Annotated in this window: 14 protein-coding genes; 4 read left to right on the top strand and 10 right to left on the bottom strand. The window is 64.1% G+C overall.

Annotated features, from left to right (window positions below; genetic code table 11):
* Positions 1-7 precede the first annotated feature (7 nt).
* The 7 genes from odhB to HJO_RS13680 all read right to left on the bottom strand — a co-directional run bounded on the left by odhB (position 8) and on the right by HJO_RS13680 (position 10,047).
* Positions 8-1,528, bottom strand: coding sequence for a 2-oxoglutarate dehydrogenase complex dihydrolipoyllysine-residue succinyltransferase (odhB, locus tag HJO_RS13650; RefSeq protein WP_035617874.1), 1,521 nt, complete (start codon positions 1,526-1,528; stop codon positions 8-10).
* A 39-nt stretch (positions 1,529-1,567) separates the two neighbouring features.
* The gene (locus HJO_RS13655) at positions 1,568-4,576 is read right to left on the bottom strand and encodes a 2-oxoglutarate dehydrogenase E1 component (protein ID WP_035617876.1); all 3,009 of its coding nucleotides are present in this window, start codon (positions 4,574-4,576) and stop codon (positions 1,568-1,570) included.
* A gap of 163 nt (positions 4,577-4,739) precedes the next feature.
* Entirely contained in the window at positions 4,740-5,642 is a 903-nt protein-coding gene (gene sucD / locus HJO_RS13660) for a succinate--CoA ligase subunit alpha (RefSeq protein WP_035617879.1), read from the bottom strand.
* Positions 5,643-5,651: 9 nt separating this feature from the next.
* Positions 5,652-6,839 carry an ADP-forming succinate--CoA ligase subunit beta gene (gene sucC, locus HJO_RS13665; protein WP_035617881.1) on the bottom strand — a complete coding sequence of 396 codons (1,188 nt, stop codon included), beginning with the start codon at positions 6,837-6,839 and terminating at the stop codon, positions 5,652-5,654.
* A 123-nt stretch (positions 6,840-6,962) separates the two neighbouring features.
* Complete coding sequence (locus HJO_RS13670) at positions 6,963-8,207, bottom strand: MFS transporter (RefSeq protein WP_035617883.1); 1,245 nt, start codon at positions 8,205-8,207, stop codon at positions 6,963-6,965.
* 45 nt (positions 8,208-8,252) lie between these two features.
* Positions 8,253-9,422: an alkaline phosphatase D family protein gene (locus HJO_RS13675; protein ID WP_035617885.1), complete on the bottom strand. Its 1,170-nt coding sequence runs from the start codon at positions 9,420-9,422 to the stop codon at positions 8,253-8,255.
* 70 nt (positions 9,423-9,492) lie between these two features.
* Positions 9,493-10,047, bottom strand: a complete 555-nt coding sequence (locus HJO_RS13680; protein WP_241764753.1) for a DUF2306 domain-containing protein — start codon at positions 10,045-10,047, stop codon at positions 9,493-9,495.
* Between the two features lie 126 nt (positions 10,048-10,173).
* Here HJO_RS13680 and HJO_RS13685 point away from each other — a divergent pair, with 126 nt between their 5' ends.
* Positions 10,174-10,941: a LytTR family DNA-binding domain-containing protein gene (locus HJO_RS13685; RefSeq protein WP_084142025.1), complete on the top strand. Its 768-nt coding sequence runs from the start codon at positions 10,174-10,176 to the stop codon at positions 10,939-10,941.
* Here the strand turns inward: HJO_RS13685 and HJO_RS13690 are convergent.
* From HJO_RS13690 to rsfS, 3 genes are all read right to left on the bottom strand, one after another.
* Positions 10,938-12,239 (bottom strand): TAXI family TRAP transporter solute-binding subunit, encoded by a 1,302-nt coding sequence (locus tag HJO_RS13690; RefSeq protein ID WP_035617887.1) that lies wholly within the window; start codon positions 12,237-12,239, stop codon positions 10,938-10,940. The genes HJO_RS13685 and HJO_RS13690 overlap by 4 nt on opposite strands.
* Positions 12,240-12,719: 480 nt before the next feature.
* Positions 12,720-13,184 carry a 23S rRNA (pseudouridine(1915)-N(3))-methyltransferase RlmH gene (rlmH, locus tag HJO_RS13695; RefSeq protein WP_035617889.1) on the bottom strand — a complete coding sequence of 155 codons (465 nt, stop codon included), beginning with the start codon at positions 13,182-13,184 and terminating at the stop codon, positions 12,720-12,722.
* A gap of 6 nt (positions 13,185-13,190) precedes the next feature.
* Positions 13,191-13,625, bottom strand: a complete 435-nt coding sequence (gene rsfS / locus HJO_RS13700) for a ribosome silencing factor (RefSeq protein ID WP_084142027.1) — start codon at positions 13,623-13,625, stop codon at positions 13,191-13,193.
* A gap of 170 nt (positions 13,626-13,795) precedes the next feature.
* Here rsfS and HJO_RS13705 point away from each other — a divergent pair, with 170 nt between their 5' ends.
* Genes HJO_RS13705 through HJO_RS13715 form a run of 3 tightly spaced genes read left to right on the top strand, consistent with a single transcriptional unit; the run spans position 13,796 to position 15,888 of the window.
* Positions 13,796-14,479, top strand: coding sequence for a BON domain-containing protein (locus HJO_RS13705; RefSeq protein WP_084142046.1), 684 nt, complete (start codon positions 13,796-13,798; stop codon positions 14,477-14,479).
* A 55-nt stretch (positions 14,480-14,534) separates the two neighbouring features.
* The gene (gene gshB / locus HJO_RS13710; protein ID WP_035617891.1) at positions 14,535-15,485 is read left to right on the top strand and encodes a glutathione synthase; all 951 of its coding nucleotides are present in this window, start codon (positions 14,535-14,537) and stop codon (positions 15,483-15,485) included.
* Between the two features lie 28 nt (positions 15,486-15,513).
* Positions 15,514-15,888, top strand: a complete 375-nt coding sequence (locus tag HJO_RS13715) for a hypothetical protein (protein ID WP_162173834.1) — start codon at positions 15,514-15,516, stop codon at positions 15,886-15,888.
* Positions 15,889-16,062: the final 174 nt, after the last annotated feature.

A 16,062-nucleotide genomic window follows, 5' to 3' on the forward strand; every position in this document is an offset into this window, starting at 1 on the left:
CGAGGCCCTAGACTTCCAGCAGCATGCGTTCGGGATCTTCCAGCGCTTCCTTGACGCGGACGAGGAAGGTGACCGCTTCCTTGCCGTCGACGATGCGGTGGTCGTAGCTGAGGGCGAGATACATCATCGGACGGATCACGACCTGGCCGTTGACGGCCACCGGGCGCTGCTCGATCCGGTGCATGCCGAGCACGCCGGATTGCGGGGGGTTGAGGATCGGGGTCGACATCAGCGAGCCATAGATGCCGCCGTTCGAAATGGTGAACGTGCCGCCCTGCATGTCGCCGATCGTCAGGTCGCCGTCGCGGGCGCGCTTGCCAAGATCGGCAATGCCCTTCTCGATACCGGCGAGCGAAAGATCGTCACTGTCGCGTACAACCGGCACGACGAGGCCCTTGTCGGTGCCGACGGCGACGCCGATGTCATAGTAGTTCTTGTAGATGATGTCGGTGCCGTCGATCTCGGCATTGACCGAGGGAACCTCTTTCAGCGCGTTGACACAGGCCTTCACGAAGAAGCTCATGAAGCCGAGCTTGATGCCGTGCTTGGCAACGAAACTGTCCTGGTGCTTTTTCCGCAGGTCCATGATGGCGCCCATGTCCACGTCGTTGAACGTGGTCAGCATGGCAGCGCTGTCCTGCGCCTCTTTCAGGCGGCGGGCGATGGTCTGGCGCAGGCGCGTCATGCGCACGCGCTCTTCGCGCGGGCCGAGGTCGCGCGGGGCCTTCGCCTGGGCCACGGCGGTGGAGGCCTTCGGTGCACTGTTCACATAGGCGAGGGCATCGCCCTTGGTCGCCCGGCCGTCACGGCCGGTGCCGGGGATCGCGGCCGGGTCGATGCCGGCTTCGGTCGAGATGCGGCGCACCGAGGGCGAGACCGGTGCAGCCGCCGTGCGGGATGGTGCAGCCGCCGGCGCCGATTCAGGTGCGGCAGCAGGTGCAGGCGCAGCGGCCGCGCCAGCGCCGGCACTGATGCGGGCAATCACGGCGCCGGGCGTCACGCTGTCGCCCTCGCTGACAACCAGTTCGGCGATCGTGCCATCTGCCGGGGACGGCACTTCGAGCGCCACCTTGTCGGTTTCGATCTCGGCGATCGTTTCGTCCTTCTTCACGCTGTCGCCGACCTTCTTGAGGAAGGTGGACAGCGTGCCTTCGGCAACGCTTTCGCCCATTGTCGGCACGGCCACGTCTGTCAGCGCGCCGCCCTTGGCGGCAGGCGCAGGCGCCGCAGCCGCCTTGGTTTGCGTGGCAGGTTCCGCGGCAGCCTTGGCAGGCGCCGCCTTGGCCGCGCCGTTCCCGGCATTCAGGCGGCCGAGCAGCGCGCCGATCTCGACCGTGTCGCCGACATTGGCAACGATTTCGGAGAGCACGCCATCTTCCGGCGCCGAAACCTCGACAGACACCTTGTCGGTTTCGAGTTCGACGAGGACATCGTCGCGCTTGACGCTGTCACCGGCCGATTTCAGCCATTGGCCAACGGTGGCTTCGGTAACGCTTTCGCCAAGTGTGGGGACTGAGATATCGGTCATGATGCAAGGTCCATGTTGGAAAATTCCGGAAAGGGAGGATCAGACCGCGACAATCTTGTCATCGATCGGGTCCGGCCCGAGGGCGGTGTTGAGGAAGGCGGCCATTTCGGCCTTGTGCTTGGACATGAGGCCCGTCGCGGTTGCGGCAGACGGCGGACGACCGGCATAGCGCGGGCGCGGCGATTTCGCGTCGATCTGCGTGGCGCACCATTCGATCTCGTCACGAATGAAGGTCCAGCCGCCCATATTGCGCGGCTCTTCCTGGCACCAGACCAGTTCGGCGCCCTTGAAGCGCTTCAGCTCGGTCATGATCGAGCGGCGCGGGACGGGATAGAACTGTTCGATCCGCAACAGGTAGACATCATCGACACCGGCCTCTTCGCGCGCTTCCAGCAGGTCGTAATAGACCTTGCCCGAACACATCACGACACGGCGGATCTTGTTGTCCTTCACCAGCTTGATCTTGCCTTCGCGGCCTGGTGTTTCGGCATCGTCCCACAGGATGCGGTGGAACGAGGACTTCGTCGTCATGTCGTCGAGCGAGGATGTTGCCAGCTTGTGACGCAGCAGTGATTTCGGCGTCATGATGATCAGCGGCTTGCGGAAGTCGCGGTGGATCTGGCGACGGATGGCGTGGAAATAGTTCGCCGGGGTCGTCAGGTTGCAGACCTGCATATTGTCTTCCGCGCACATCTGGAGGAAGCGCTCGAGGCGGGCGGAGGAGTGTTCCGGGCCCTGCCCCTCATAGCCATGCGGCAGCAGGCAGACGAGCCCGCACATGCGCAGCCATTTGCGCTCCGCCGAGGAAATGAACTGGTCGAAGAAGACCTGCGCACCGTTGGCGAAGTCGCCGAACTGGGCTTCCCACAGGGTCAGCGTATTCGGGTCGGCGAGCGCGTAGCCGTATTCGTAGCCGAGCACCGCTTCCTCGGAGAGGAGCGAATCGATCACTTCATACTGGGCCTGCTTGTCGCTGATATGGTTCAGCGGCGTGTAGCGTTCGCCGGATTTCTGGTCGACGAAGTGGCTGTGGCGCTGGGAGAACGTGCCGCGCGCGACATCCTGGCCCGACAGGCGGACCGGGAAGCCCTCTTCAAGCAGGGTGCCGAAGGCCAGGTGTTCGGCTGTCGCCCAGTCGAGCCCGTCACCCTTGGCAATGGCGCTGGCGCGCCCTTCGATGACGCGGGCCAGCGTCTTGTGGATTTCGAGGCCGTCGGGAACCTTCGTGATGGTCTGGCCAAGCTGTTGCAGGCGCTTCTTGGTCACGCCGGTCTTGCCGCGTCGCTCATCGTCTTCCGGCAGGCCGAGGCCTTTCCATTCGCCATCAAGCCAGTCGGCTTTCTTGGCCTTGAACTTCTTGGACGCTTCGAATTCCTTGTCGAGATAGACCTCGAAATCGGAAACCTGCTGCTCGAGCGCTTCTGCCGTCACGATGCCTTCGGCGACCAGGCGCTGGCCGTAAAGTTCGCGCGTCGTCGGGTGGTTCTTGATCTCGTTGTACATGACCGGCTGGGTGAACATGGGCTCGTCGCCCTCATTGTGCCCGAAGCGGCGATAGCAGAACATGTCGATGACCACGTCCTTGGCGAATTTCTGCCGGAACTCGGTCGCGACCTTGGCGGCATAGACAACCGCTTCCGGGTCATCGCCGTTGACGTGGAAGATCGGTGCCTGGACCATCAGGGCGACATCCGACGGGTAAGGCGACGAACGCGAATACATCGGGCTGGTGGTAAAGCCGATCTGGTTGTTGACGATGAAGTGGATCGTGCCGCCGGTGCGGTAGCCGGAGAGACCCGACAGCGCGAAACACTCGGCCACGACGCCCTGCCCCGCAAAGGCCGCATCGCCGTGCAGCAACAGCGGCAATACCTTGGTGCGCACGAGGTCGCCGGTTTCCCGGTGGAGCATTTCCTGCTTGGAACGCGACTTGCCGAGCACGACCGGATTGACCGCTTCGAGGTGCGACGGGTTGGCGTTCATCGACAGGTGGACGTGATTGTCGTCGAAGACGCGGTCGGACGAGGCGCCGAGGTGGTATTTCACGTCACCGGAACCGAACTGGTCGGCGCCCTGCGTGTTGCCGCCCTGAAATTCGAAGAAGATCTGTTCGTACGGCTTGCCCATCACGGCAGCGAGCATGTTGAGGCGCCCGCGGTGCGACATGCCGACGACGATTTCCTCGACGCCAAGGGCACCGCCGCGCTTGATGATCTGCTCCAGCGCCGGCACAGCGGCCTCACCGCCATCAAGGCCGAAGCGCTTGGTGCCGGGATAACGCTTGTGCAGGAAGCGCTCGAAGGTTTCCGCTTCGATCAGCTTGGCCAGGATCGCCTTCTTGCCGGCCTTGGTGAAGGCAACGCCCTTGTCGGGGCCTTCGATCCGCTCCTGCAGCCAGGCTTTCTCGACCGGATCGGAAATGTGCATGAACTCGATGCCGAGCGTCGAGCAATAGGTGCGCCGGAGGATGTCCAGCATCTCCCGCACGGTGGCGTAGTCGAGCCCGAGATAGCCATCGAGGTAGATGCGCCGGTCCATGTCCGCCGCCGTAAAGCCGTATGTGGCCGGATCGAGTTCGGGCTGGGCGCCGGCATCATCGATACCGAGCGGGTCGAGGTTGGCAGCCAGGTGGCCGCGCATCCGGTAGGCACGGATCATCATGATCGCGTGGATGGAATCCTTGACCGCCAGCGAGATGTCGGCATCCGAGGCAGTGGGCCGGTCGGCCTTGAGCTTTTTCTCGATGCGCGGATCGAGAACCGCCCAGTTGCCGTCAAAGGCCGCGACGTCGTCACCCTTGCTGGGCAGGGGCCAGTCGCCGCGCTTCCAGCTGGCGCCGGCAGCGTTCAGTTCGGTATTGGTCGGATCGTCGTCGAGCTGTTCGAAGAACGCACGCCAGCTCTCCGGAACCGATGACGGATTGCGGGCATACGTGGCCTGCATCTGCTCGAGCCACTGGGCCGAGCCGCCATAAAGGAATGCCGTGTCGAGCATCGCAGCGTTACCCTTGCTGCGTGCGCCATTCATCGGGCTGCCATCATCTGCCATGTCTCATCCGTCCTCCGGACCAAATCGTTCCCCGACATATAGGAACGAAACCTTGCCTATTCCTATCATCAGGAACAATTTTAGCAGGACGGCCGACGCAGTCAGAACCTGACGCCGCCAAGCGCACCATTTCGGCCGTCCCGCTGGATCAATTCCGGGCTTTCTAGCCCTTCAGAACCTCAACCAGGGTCGTTCCAAGGCGCGCTGGCGACGGCGAGACGCGAATGCCGGCCGCTTCCATTGCAGCGATCTTTGACTCAGCATCGCCTTTGCCGCCACTCACGATTGCGCCAGCATGGCCCATCGTGCGGCCCTTGGGGGCCGTGCGACCGGCGATAAAGCCGACCATCGGTTTCTTGCGGCCCTTCTTGGCCTCGTCGATGAGGAACTGGGCGGCCTCCTCTTCTGCGCCACCGCCGATCTCACCGATCATGATGATGGACTTCGTCTCGTCGTCGGCAAGAAACATTTCCAGCATGTCGATGAATTCGGTGCCCTTGACCGGGTCGCCGCCGATTCCGACGGCCGTTGTCTGGCCGAGGCCGACCTGCGTGGTCTGGAACACGGCTTCATAGGTCAGCGTGCCGGAGCGCGAGACGATGCCGACATTCCCCTTCTTGAAGATGGAGCCCGGCATGATGCCGATCTTGCACTCATTGGCCGTGATGACGCCCGGGCAGTTCGGCCCGATCAGGCGCGACTTGGACTTGTCGAGCTTGGCTTTGACACGGACCATGTCGAGCACGGGCACGCCTTCGGTGATGCAGACAATCAGCGGGATTTCCGCGTCGATCGCTTCCTCGATGGCAGCGGCTGCGCCGGCTGGCGGGACATAGACGACGGACGCGGTGGCGCCCGTCTTGGCCTTGCCTTCGGCGACGGTCGAGAAGATCGGCAGTTCGGTGCCATTATCGGCCTTCCACATGGTTCCGCCCTTCTTGGGGTGGATACCGCCAACCATCTTGGTGCCGTAATAGGCCAGCGCCTGGTTGGTGTGGAACGAACCGGTATTGCCGGTCATGCCCTGCGTGAGGATCTTGGTGTTGTTATCGATAAGAATGGACATGAGTATTCCTTAGCCGCGAACCGCGTTGACAATTTTCTGGGCCGCGTCGTCGAGATCGTCGGCGGAGATGACGTTGAGACCGGAGTCGGCAATGATCTTCTTGCCGAGGTCGACATTGGTGCCTTCGAGACGGACGACCAGCGGCACGGAAAGGTTGGTTTCCTTGACCGCCGCGATCACGCCTTCGGCAATCACGTCACATTTCATGATGCCGCCGAAGATGTTGACCAGGATGCCCTTCACGTTGGGGTCCTTCATGATGATCTTGAACGCCGCTGCGACCTTCTCCTTGCCGGCGCCGCCGCCGACGTCGCAGAAATTGGCCGGCTCTTCACCGTACAGCTTGATGATGTCCATGGTCGCCATGGCCAGGCCGGCGCCGTTGACCATGCAGCCGATCGTGCCTTCGAGGGCGATATAGGCGAGGTCCCATTCGGAGGCCTCGATTTCCTTCTCGTCTTCCTCGGTCTTGTCACGCAGTTCCATGATGTCGGGGTGACGGAACAGGGCGTTGCCGTCGAAGCTGACCTTGGCGTCGAGGACGCGCAGGTGGCCGTCTTCCATGACGATCAGGGGGTTCACCTCCAGCATCGCCATGTCCTTCTCGGTGAAGGCCTTGTAGAGGATCGGGAAGAGTTTCATGCCGTCGGCGCGCGCTGTGCCTTCCAGCTTGAGGGCGTCGCAGAGCTTGGATGCATCCGCTTCGGTGACGCCGCCATCGACTGGCAGGGTCATGATCTTGTCGGGCGTGTCATGGGCGACCGCCTCGATGTCCATGCCGCCTTCGGTCGAGACGACGAAAGCCACCTTGCCGGTTTCGCGGTCGACGAGGATGGAGAGATAGAGTTCGCGGTCAATGTCGGCGCCGTCTTCGATGTAGAGGCGGTTGACCTGCTTGCCGGCCGGGCCGGTCTGGGCCGTCACAAGATGGTGACCGAGCATTTCCTTGGCGTTCTTGAGAACGTCTTCCTTGGTGAAGGCGAGGCGGACGCCGCCTTTTTCGCCGGCTTCGGCCTCGACGAACTTGCCCTTGCCGCGCCCACCGGCGTGGATCTGGCTTTTCACGACCCAGAGCGGCCCCGGCAGAGTGTCGACCGCCTTCTGAACGTCGTCGAGCGAGAGGACGGGTACGCCTTCGGCAACGGGGGCGCCGAAGGATTTCAGCACCGCTTTTGCCTGGTATTCGTGAATATTCATATGGACTGCCCTGATGGTTGGGTGACGTGCAGGGAGGCCGCGTGCCGCCCCGTTATGGTGTCGGCTGTATAACAGGCTTATTCGCGCCGACAACTGGCTGAGTATACGATGCTGGACGCAGACTCAGGTATCGAGTTCGGGATTGCGCGGGTCCAGCTCCACGCTGGCCAGCGGCGTTGGCTGGATGGGTTTCCATTCCTCCTGCTGGGCCTCGCTCGGCGCTGCGCGCTGGCGCACCCGGACGACCATCAGGATGGCCAGGACCAGCAGCAGCACGCCCGCTAGGCCGAACAGGCCGACGCGGTCGGCCATGCGCATCGCAAAGCCCGACATCAGCGGCCCGACGATCGATCCGGCGGCCCAGACGAAAAGCAGCCCGGACATCACCTGCGGCACCCGTCCGCGCGGCGTGCGGTCGATCGCATGGGCGACGCACAGGCCGTAGAAGGACAGCGCCCCGGCGCCCCAGACTGTCAGCAGCACGATCACGCCGATCTCGCCGACCGCCCGGCCGAAGATCGCGATCAGCAGTGCTGCAACGCCCGCCATGGCGCAGAGTCCGGCGATCACGAGGCGGCGTTCGATCCGGTCCGACAGGACGCCAGCCGGCCATTGCAGGACGAGGCCGCCGAGCCAGGCCGCCGCCCCGGCAATCGCGACCGCCGCCGTGCCGCCGCCGGCCAGGCTGAAATCCTGGAAATAGACCGGCAGCAGGGCCAGCGTACCGGTATTGACGACGCCGGCCAGCAGGACGCCGACGACCGCGGCAGGCGCCATCCGTCCGAGTTCCATCAGCGGCATCGGCGTCCGGTCGGGCGGCGCGGGTTCCTTTTGCCGGGTCACGCAGACCGGCAGGATCGCGAGGGTCAGGAACAGGGCGGTCCAGATATAGGCCCGGCTGTCGAGCGGCCCGAGGCCGGCCACGAAGAAGGGCCCGAGCATCAGCGAGAGCTTTGCGCCGGTATGGTAGATGCCCATCACGTTTCCGCGAGACTGTTCGGGCACCGCCTCGCCGAGCCAGCTTTCGATACTGGTGAACATGTAGGCGAAGGCAATTCCCTGCAGGATCCGCATCAGGGCCCAGAATGTGGCGTCATGCCAGAGCGACAGCGCCAGCACGGCCACGGCACCGACCGCCGATGCCGCCGCGAACAGGCGGATATTGCCGATCAGGCCCAACGCGCGCGGCGCCGTCCATGCGCCGATCATGTAGCCGGCAGCATTGAAGGCCGCGATCACGCCGATCGTCTGCGGGCCGGAGCCCATGGCCTCCAGGCCGAGCGGCGTCAACATGCCGATCAGTCCGCCGGCAAGCTGGAGGATCATGACCGATATGATGAGAACAAGGACGTTGCGCGTTGCGGTCATGGCCTGCCTGCCGGTGCGCGCCCCCGGATGGACCGGGCGCGGGGGTTACCTGAACTTGGCAGACGTCTCGCGGACAGTCTCGCCGGTATTGGACTTGATCGACAGAAGGGCTGTCCCGGCGGTCCAGTCAATATCAATGGCCCCGAAATTCTCAGGCGCATAGCCCGCGCCCAGTTGTGCACTGTCTTTTTCATCTGTGGTTTCGGCGTATGCCTTGTTCAGCGACGAGGCCGTCAGTTCATAGACCGGATAGGTCAGGACGTCGTCCTTACGATAGAGAAAGGCCGCATGCCGGTCGCCGGAAACGAACACGACGCCGTTCGCATCGGTCCTGCGCAGCAGGTCGTAGAGCCGGGCCTGTTCGAGCGGCAGGCGGGACCAGGCTTCATAGCCATGCCCGTCTGTCGCCTCGACCTGGATCGACGAGATGATGAGGCGCAGGTCAGCTGGCTGTTGCAGCTGGTTTTCAAGCCACGTCCACTGGTCGGTCCCGAGCATGTCCTGCTGCGGGTCGGCGGATGGGATAAAGCGCTCCTTGCCCTTGGCGGCCCTTTCATCGGTGGGCGTCAACGACGTTCGGAAGAAGCGCGTATCCAGCATGATGACCTGCGTCCGCTGGCCTTCCGGCCCGAATGTGCGCGCATGATACGTGCCCGGCCACGCGCCGGAATCCTGCTCGTCGAGGCCCCAGAAGCGCTCATGGATACGCTCGGCGAGACCGCGGAAGGCGAAATCCCGGCCGCCATCATTGGCCCCAAAGTCATGGTCATCCCAGGCCACCATCATCGGATGCGCCGCCCTGACGGCCTGGAAATCCGGCCGGGCCGCAAGGTCGTGGAAACTTTCGCGCAATTCGTCGAGGTCAGGCTGGTTGATGATCCGGGCCTCGCCATCGAGGTCGCCATAGACATTGTCGCCGATCATCAGGAAGAGGTCCGCCGGCGTCTTCGCGATCTCGACGAGCGCGGCGCTGGTGCCCAGTTCCTCGTTGAGGCACGACCCCACCAGGACGCGGCTGATGACATGGTCGGCAGCGGGCAATGGCAGGCCCTCCGGTGCACGCGGATAAAACTCATCCGGCAGCGTGCGATAATAAGCCTCAAGCGCCTCGACTGCGCTGGTTGGCGCGGGCGGTGCAGCCGGGAAGAACACCGGCGCCGCAGACTGGCAGGCGGCGACACCGAGGAGTGTCGCCAACAGGATCGCGCGTTTCATGGAATTCCTCCGAAGCACTGCACCTGCTGCACACTAGCCGTGTTCGGCCGCGTCAGTAAGGGCGGAACACTCAGGTGCCGAAGAAAATCGACCACATCATGCGGCCCGGCAGGAAGGTGAACAGGCCGGCGACAAGCATGCCGCCGACAAACATGCCGGTCATGTGCTTGCGGTGCGCCTTGATGTCGTGGCGCCGGGCCGCGGCAATGCCCATCGGCAGCACGATCACCGTCCAGGCCGAAAGGGCGTGGATGAAGCTGAAATTGTGGCCGTTCAGTCCGGTAAGGAAGAAAGAGGTGATCGCCGTGACGGCCATCGTGACAACCCAGCTGTAACCGAGCACGCGGTGCAGCGGGCGCCCCTTCACGCCGAGCAGCAGGACCACCCCGATCAGGAAGGACAGCAGCGCGCCGGTGACATGCGCTTTCAGCACGAGCGGCGAGCGCAGCAGCGGGGAGATGTCAAACCGGAAGTGGATCGGCGGATTGCCCGCTGAATCCAGCATCATGGCGCTGATCGTGACGTAGGCCGTCAACGCCGCCGCCAGCATGACCATGTTCGGGCGACCGGCGAGCGCGGCGCGCAGTGTGGGACGTGTGGGGCGGGAAGCGGTGATGTCGGTCATGGCGGGCTCCTGTGCAATTGCCTGTGCCACTGACCTGCCCCCTGCCCTGTGCCTGCGCCACGCCGATTGCATGGAGCGACTGGAATCCTTCGTGAAATACGGCCAGAACGGTTCGCGAAGCGCGAAATGCAGGGGGGATCCAGGGTGCGGATCGAGGTGGACTGGGCACGGCGGGGGCGCGAAGTCGCCGTCTTCACTGCGATCGGGCTGTTCCTGGCGTTCATCCGCCCGTATGGCGCCACCGCCCAGATGCCGTTCTGGCTGAATGCGGTTTACTGGACCGGCCTGGTCCTGCTCGGTGCCACTGTCGGCGAAACGACATCCTCGATACTGGCGCGCCGCGCGCCGAACCTGCCGGTCTGGGCGGTCATGCTTGTCCTGTCGGTGGTCACGGCGCTGGCCGTCTCAGCGGCGCTGGTCGGCATCGAACGCGTGGTGGACGGCGGGTGGATGCCGCTCGGCTACCTGCCATCCCTGTTCGGCCTGGTCTGGGTGATCGCCATCGCGATGACCGGGCTCGGTGTCCTGCTGGAGCGCTCGTTCAACGGCGGGGCGGACCACGTGCCGGATGCGGCAGCGGCGGCGACCTTCCTCGGGCGCCTGCCGGTGCGTTATCGTGGCGCCGAACTCTATGCAGTGTCATCGGAAGACCATTACCTGCGTATCCATACCGACCGCGGCGAGGAACTGATCCTCATGCGCCTTGCCGATGCGATGCGGGAGCTGGACGGCGCCAAGGGCCTGCAGACGCACCGGTCATGGTGGGTGGCCGAGGCGGGCGTGGCGGATGCCCGGCGCGAGGGCGGCAAGCTGGTGCTGGTGCTCAAATCCGGCAAGGAGGCGCCTGTCTCGCGGACCTACCAGCGGGCTGTCCGGGAAGCCGGCCTCGCCTAGACGCCGAGGCCCGGCGGCGGGCGCGTGCTCGTGAGCAGGTGCTTGACGAATTCGACATGGTTGCGCAGCCGGTAGAGGTCGTCGGTATAGGACAGCGGCACATCCAGTTCGCCGATCTCGACCTGCAGGTCTTCCAGTTCGTCGGTAATCGCGGCGCGTTCTTCCTTGCCGGGCAGCGCGCGGCCACGGGCTTCGAGGTCACGCAGGTCCTTGTACCAGACATAGATCTTGCGGCGCACGCGCCAGCGGTAGATTGGCGGCGCGACCCGGACCAGGGGGAACATCAGCGTCAGCAGCGGGATCGCCAGGATCCAGGCACGGTCGAGGAAGTTCGCCATGCTGAACGAGAAGTACCGGCGCAGGAAGGACGGCCCATTTACATAATAGCGCTTGGCCTGGCGCGATATCGGCAGGTCCGTGGCATTGGGATCCGGGAAGGTTCCGGCGGGCGCCAGCAGGCTGCCGTCCCGGTGGATCGCGGCGGCCGAGTCGATCAGCAGCGCCTCGATCGCCGGGTGCAATGACCTGGTCACGACGAGCTGGGCCACCGGGGCCACCAGCGGCACGTCATGGGGCGGCAGGTCTGCACCGATGTCGACGACACCGCGCAGCAGGATGACGTCGGCCAGCGCCGGCTGGCGGCGGGCCAGTGCGCTGGCGCGCTCGAAGGGCAGCAGCATGATACCGGGCGTGCGCAACAGGGACTGGACATAGGACGCATCCGGCGCGGCCGCGAAGGCTGCGGCATCGACCTCACCGGCGAGCAGCGCATCGACAGCCGCCGAACCGGTCAGCGTGATCCGGGACTCGGGCGGCCATGTGCCGCCGAATTCGCCCTGCAGGTCGAGCGCCAGCATGCGGGTGCCGGACCCGTCCGGGCCGATCGCCAGCCGCGCCGTGCGCAGGGCCCCGAAATCGGTCGCGCCGAGTTCGCTGCGGACAAATACCCAGAACGGTTCGTGGTAGAGGCCGCCGAGCGACTGCAGGTTGGCCGCGTCGCCGGGCTGGGCGAGCCCGCCCTGCACCAGTGCGACATCCGCCTGGCCCTCGTCGAGCAGGCGCAGGTTTTCGACCGACCCTGCCGTCTGGATCAGCTCCACCTTGACGCCCTGCTCGCCAAGCAGGCGCTGGTAGCGCTCGGCATAGGCATAATAGGCCCCGCCGGGCGAACCGGCGGCGAACTGGATGCGGTGCGGGGGTGCCGGGTCCATCAGGAACAGGGTTGTCACGACGCCGGCAATCGCCAGCAGGACGAGCGGCCAGTAGATTTTCAGGAAATCCTTTATGGCCGTCACCATCCCGTGTCCCACCTTCAGTCATGCTTGTCCCGGCCACCACGTGTAAGGCGGTGCCGGAGCAGGATCAATCTTAACTATTGGTTTGCCATGAAATGGCCCCATGCGCGCCGCGCATGGAACCTATTCCGTTTAGAAACTGTTCATCATCCACGGGCCGCACCATCTGATGGCCTGAAAGATGCAAAAGGGTTTCCAGGATGGACCAGTCGAACATCATCGCAAAAGCCGCCTCGCTTGCTGCAATGGGGGCATTCGCCCTGCTGACGCTGGGCCTGGCACTGGGCCCGCATCCTTCGCTCTTCGCTGGCTGAATGTTTATTTCGTGAATCACGGAACCATTTCGGCTGCTTGTACGTAGACTGCTCAAGATGGTTGGATAAGTCCCTCCCGACTGAACCCTCCCAAGCGCCAGCCATCTTCTAGAGGCTTCGAAGCGGCGTCCCCCCACCCCTTGCTTCGGAGCCTCTTTCCATTTCCCCCTCAGGCCTTGTGATACGGCATCCCCGCGAGGATCGACGCTGACCTGTAGATCTGCTCGGCAATCATCACGCGGACCAGCCGGTGCGGCCATGTCTGGGCGCCGAAGGCCATCGTATCCGGCGCCGCGCGCTGGACAGCTGCGCCATAGCCTTCCGCCCCGCCGATCAGGAAGACGAGATCCGGCACGCCCTGGTCCCGCAGCGTCGCAAGACGGTCAGCGAGATCGGCCGAGGGCAGGTTCCGGCCATGCTCGTCGAGGCGGATGATGCGCGCGCCGGCCGGAATCCTGGCAAGGATGCGGTCGGCCTCGGCGTCGATCCCGCCGCCGCTGGCAATCTCGATCTCTTCAAGACCGCGAAAGCCGAGGCTGCGGCAGACCGGGCCGGCCCGCTTCAAATACTCATCGACGAGATCGCGTTCGGCGCCTGATTTCAGGCGGCCGACCGCGAGGATCAGAAGGCGCATGCTGGTCTAGTGCGTGGTGGCGCGATGGGCGCTGGTGTCCGAGGCCCAGATCTTTTCGAGATTGTAGAACTCACGGACTTCCGGGCGGAACAGGTGCACGATCACATCGCCGGTATCGATCAGGACCCAGTCGGCATTCGGCATGCCTTCGACACTGGCCGGGCGGCCGGTCAATTGCTTAACCTGGTGGGAAAGATGATCTGCAAGCGCGGCGACATGGCGACCGGACCGACCCGACGCAATGATCATGAAGTCGGCGAGAGAGGATTTTCCGTCCAGGTCAATGAACAGGAGATCTTCCGCCTTGTCATCCTCGAGAGCCTTGGCGAGGGCTTCAGCCACGGCACGGATGTCTTCGAGGGTGGCACTCTTTGCGGGCAGTGTCCGCGGGGCGCTGGAAGTCAGGGTCTCAATTCCTTCTGTTATTGGCGAAGCGGACATTAACATGGCCCGGGCCGGGCAACCAGCCCAAACCCACACGCCGCACAGAGCCGGGCCCAATTGCAGCAGCGGGCGTGTTTTTCTTGGCACATGACAGAATTTCGCCGTAAGTTTGGTGAAGGATAGGCGGCTGATTCCGTGTTCCCTTGTTGCTTATGGAGAGTATCGTCATGACCCTGCGCCTTGCTGCAGTCGCCCTCGCTCTGGCCTTTCCACTCAGCGGTTGCGCTGTCGCCGCGCTCGGTGCGGCGGGTGCCGTCGGGGTCACCGCCGTTCAGGACAAGACCATGGGCGAAGCCCTCGACGACGCAACAACGTCAAATGAAATCAAGGCCAAGCTGCTGTCGGAAAGCGCCAATCGCTTTGGCGAGGTCGATGTCGAAGTGGCCGGGGGCCTGGTCCTCCTGTCGGGCCGCGTCGACGATCCGACCGATCGGGTTGAGGCGGAAGGCATCGCCTGGACCTCGTCGCGCGCGCATGATGTGGCCAATGAAATCAAGATCGAGCCGGCCGGCGGATTCCTCGCCAACATGTCCGACGAACTGATCACCGGCCGCGTCCGCGCACGCCTGGTGGGCTCCAGCAAGGTGAAAAGCCTGAATTACAATGTCGAAACCTATGACGGCGTCGTCTACCTGATGGGAACCGCCCGCACGGCCGAAGAACTCAAGCAGGCCGCCGAGGAAGCCAGCGTCGTCGGCGGCGTGCGCCAGGTTGTTTCCTATGTCCGCATCCGCGGCGATGCGCAGAACCAGCCCGCCCCGACAACCCAGGCGACGCCCTCTTACAATCCGGTTCCCGATGCAACATATGGAACCCAGACAGACGCCGAACTGCTCGGCGTGAGTTACTGACAGGGCAGGCGTCTCCAACCCGGCGTCTCCCGCATTGAAGGGGGAGGCAGTCGCCATGGCCTTGCGCATCGGGATCCAGATGGATCCGCTGGAACACGTCAAGATTGACGGAGACACGACTTTCGCGCTGGCCGAAGTGGCCCAGGCGCGCGGTGCCGAGCTGTTTGTCTACGGCCCGGCCGACATGTCTTTCGAGGCCGGACGGGTGACCGCCTGGGCGCGCGAGGCGAAAGTCCAGCGCGTGGCCGGCACGCCGGGCGTGTTCGGCAAGACCGTGAAACTGGACCTTGCAAAGGATGTCGATGTCGTCCTGATGCGCCAGGACCCGCCATTCGACATGGCCTATATCACCGCCTGCCACCTGCTCGAGATCATCTCGGGCGAGACGCTGGTGCTGAACGATCCGGAAGGCGTGCGCTCCAGCCCGGAAAAGATATTCCCCCTGCTGTTCCCCGAAATCATGCCGCCGACGCTGGTGTCACGTGACCCGCGCGACATCGCTGCCTTCCGCGAGACCCACAAGGACATCATCGTCAAGCCGCTGTACGGGCATGGCGGGGCCGGCGTGTTCCGCCTGAAGCAGGCGGATTCAAACCTCGATTCGCTGCTGGAAATGTTCTTCACGCGCTCGCGCGAACCGGTCATGGTGCAGGCCTTCCTGCCGGCCGTCAGCGAGGGCGACAAGCGGATCATCCTGGTCGATGGCGAAGCAGTCGGCGCGATCAACCGCCGCCCGCAGACCGGCCAGGTGCGCTCCAATCTCGTCGTCGGCGGGACAGCGGAAAAATCAGACCTCAGCGATGCCGACAGGCGTATCTGCGAGACCATCGGCCCGGAGCTGAAACGCCGCGGGCTCATGCTCACCGGAATCGACGTGATCGGCGGGCGGCTGACCGAAGTGAACGTGACATCGCCGACAGGTATCCAGGCGCTCAAGAAATTGTCAGGCATTGATACCGCAGCCATTTTCTGGGACGGTGTGCAAGAGAAGCTTGCGGGGCGCTGACACCCGCGCCAAGATCAGGGCCATGACCATGAAATCGATCACTGCTTTCGCGCTCGCCTCACTCGTCTTCGCAGGCACCGCCTGTTCCCAGGCCGCCGACCCGGACGCGGCGGAACTCCAGACCGTTTCGGCCGACGAAGGCGCGGGCGGCACGTTCAACCTGTCCCTGCCCAGCCCGACAGCCGAGTCCGCAGAATCGAGCGGCAGTTTCAACCTGAACCTCGGCGTCAACGACGACCAGCGCCTGATCGGGTCCGGCGCATTCGGGTCTGCGGATTTCGGATCGGACCCCTCGGTCAATCTCAATATCGACCTTGATGAAGAGGCCGACCTGCTGGCGACAACCACGCCCAGCCCCGCTGAACCGGAAGACGACGTCATCCGGCTGACGCCGAAGAAATAGGCGCGCGTTTACACCAAATATACCGGTCCTGACTGACGTTCGCGCGAAAACTCAGTTGTGGCCGACGGAAATTCGCGTGACGGACGTTTGATCTGGCAGGAGCGGCGCAATGCTCCACATTGATGCCAGACGCGTCCTGCCTGCTCTTGTGCTGGCTGAACGGGTTGGGCTTTG

Origin of the sequence: Hyphomonas johnsonii MHS-2, from assembly GCF_000685275.1 — a bacterium.
Classification (GTDB): domain Bacteria; phylum Pseudomonadota; class Alphaproteobacteria; order Caulobacterales; family Hyphomonadaceae; genus Hyphomonas; species Hyphomonas johnsonii.